Source organism: Acuticoccus sediminis (assembly GCF_003258595.1).
Classification (GTDB): Bacteria; Pseudomonadota; Alphaproteobacteria; order Rhizobiales; family Amorphaceae; genus Acuticoccus; species Acuticoccus sediminis.
On the sequence record NZ_QHHQ01000029.1, the window covers coordinates 1 to 2,500 of the forward strand.

General features: G+C 60.3%; 2 rRNA genes (1 of these 2 cut by a window edge). Both read right to left on the reverse strand.

Going from position 1 to position 2,500, the window contains the following annotated elements:
• Positions 1-477: 477 nt before the first annotated feature.
• A 5S ribosomal RNA gene (gene rrf, locus DLJ53_RS34415) occupies positions 478-592 on the reverse strand.
• A 106-nt stretch (positions 593-698) separates the two neighbouring features.
• Positions 699-2,500 (reverse strand): 23S ribosomal RNA (locus tag DLJ53_RS34420) (it continues 902 nt past the right edge of the window).

A 2,500-nucleotide genomic window follows, 5' to 3' on the forward strand; every position in this document is an offset into this window, starting at 1 on the left:
CATGGCGCGGCGCCGGATTTCCGGAGCCGGCCGGGCGGAGACGAGGCCCCGGGCCGGGTAGCGGCGGCATCAAGGTGCGCATTTCGCCCGGCATGCCGGCCCTGGCCCGCGGTCTCCCGCCGGGCGGGGAGGCGACGGCTGGTGGCGGGGCGCTGGCCGGTGATGCGGGCGTTGCCGTGACCGAGCCGGGCCGCGCACGAGCGCAGGTCCGGGGAACGGGCCGCCGCGCCGCTGGCGTCGCCGGGTCGCGCCCCGCTCGTTGGCCGGTCTCCCGTTCGCGGACGCATGAGCATCGGCCGGCGCGCCGGGTGGGAGGCGCGCGCCGGGGCCGGCCGGACGGGCTGCCTCCGGGACCGCTCCCGGGGCGTTGCATGCGGTGCGGGCATGCGGGGGGCTGGAACGACAAAAGGCCCCCGCGGGGTACGCGGGGGCCTTTTGGGGTCGGGGTAAAGAGAAGGATGGGAACGATCTTGGCAGGCCTGGCAGCGACCTACTCTCCCGTGGCTTAAGCCAGAGTACCATCGGCGCGGAGGAGTTTAACGGCCGAGTTCGGAATGGGATCGGGTGGGGGCTCCTCGCAAAGGCCACCAGGCCGGCAAAGATCGTTCGTTCGTGAAACTGGCGAGCGGTGCTCGTCCGGCAGAGCCGGTCTTTCCGTGATCATGTCCGCTTTCGCGGATGGGCATTGGGTAATGAGAGCGATCAAGCCGATCGAGCGATTAGTATTGGTAAGCTCCACATGTCGCCACGCTTCCACATCCAACCTATCAACGTCGTCGTCTACAACGGCTCTCAAGGGAGAACTCGTTTCCAGGTGGGTTTCCCGCTTAGATGCTTTCAGCGGTTATCCCGTCCGTACGTAGCTACCCTGCAATGCGGCTGGCGCCACAACAGGTCCACAAGAGGTACGTCCACCCCGGTCCTCTCGTACTAGGGGCAGATCCTGTCAATTCTCCGACACCCACGGCAGATAGGGACCAAACTGTCTCACGACGTTCTGAACCCAGCTCACGTACCGCTTTAATTGGCGAACAGCCAAACCCTTGGGACCTGCTCCAGCCCCAGGATGCGATGAGCCGACATCGAGGTGCCAAACAACTCCGTCGCTATGGACGCTTGGGAGTCATCAGCCTGTTATCCCCGGCGTACCTTTTATCCGTTGAGCGATGGCCCTTCCACGCGGGACCACCGGATCACTATGGCCGACTTTCGTCTCTGCTCGACTTGTCAGTCTCGCAGTCAGGCAGGCTTATGCCATTGCACTCAACGAGCGATTTCCGACCGCTCTGAGCCCACCTTCGCACGCCTCCGTTACTCTTTGGGAGGCGACCGCCCCAGTCAAACTACCCACCATACACTGTCCCGGACGTACGTCGCGGTTAGATATCCATGAAAACAAGGGTGGTATTTCAAGGGTGGCTCCACGCAAGCTGGCGCTCACGCTTCAAAGCCTACCACCTATCCTACACATGTCGTCACGAATACCAGTGTAAAGCTATAGTAAAGGTGCACGGGGTCTTTCCGTCTGACCGCAGGAACCTCGCATCTTCACGAGGAATTCAATTTCACTGAGTCGATGCTGGAGACAGCGGGGAAGTCGTTACGCCATTCGTGCAGGTCGGAACTTACCCGACAAGGAATTTCGCTACCTTAGGACCGTTATAGTTACGGCCGCCGTTTACCGGGGCTTCAATTCGGTGCTTGCACACCTCCTTTTAACCTTCCGGCACCGGGCAGGCGTCAGACCCTATACGTCGTCTTGCGACTTCGCAGAGCCCTGTGTTTTTGATAAACAGTCGCTACCCCCTGGTCTGTGCCCCTCCAACCCGGTTGCCCGAGCCAGAGGCCTCCTTCTCCCGAAGTTACGGAGGTAATTTGCCGAGTTCCTTCAGCATCGTTCTCTCAAGCGCCTCGGTATACTCTACCAGTCCACCAGAGTCGGTTTCGGGTACGGTCATTTGGGGAGCTATTTCCTGGAACACCCAGGCTGCCCAACCAATCCAGTAAGGTCGGACAACTTCCGGCATTCGTCACTCATCCCTGGTCGCGGAATATTAACCGCGTTCCCATCGACTACCCCTTTCGGGTTCGCCTTAGGGGCCGACTAACCCTGCGCAGATTAGCTTTACGCAGGAACCCTTGGACTTTCGGCGGGAGTGTCTCTCACACTCCTTACGTTACTCATGTCAGCATTCGCACTTCCGATACCTCCAGGAGCTCTCACGAGTCTCCCTTCGCAGGCCTACGGAACGCTCCGCTACCGCTCACAAAGTGAGCCCACAGCTTCGGCACGTGGCTTTAGCCCCGTTACATTTTCGGCGCGGAGACCCTTGTTTAGACCAGTGAGCTGTTACGCTTTCTTTAAATGATGGCTGCTTCTAAGCCAACATCCTGGTTGTTTTGGGGTCTCTACATCCTTTCACACTTAGCCACGATTTGGGGGCCTTAGCTGGTGATCAGGGTTGTTTCCCTCTCCACGACAGACGTTAGCACCTGCCGT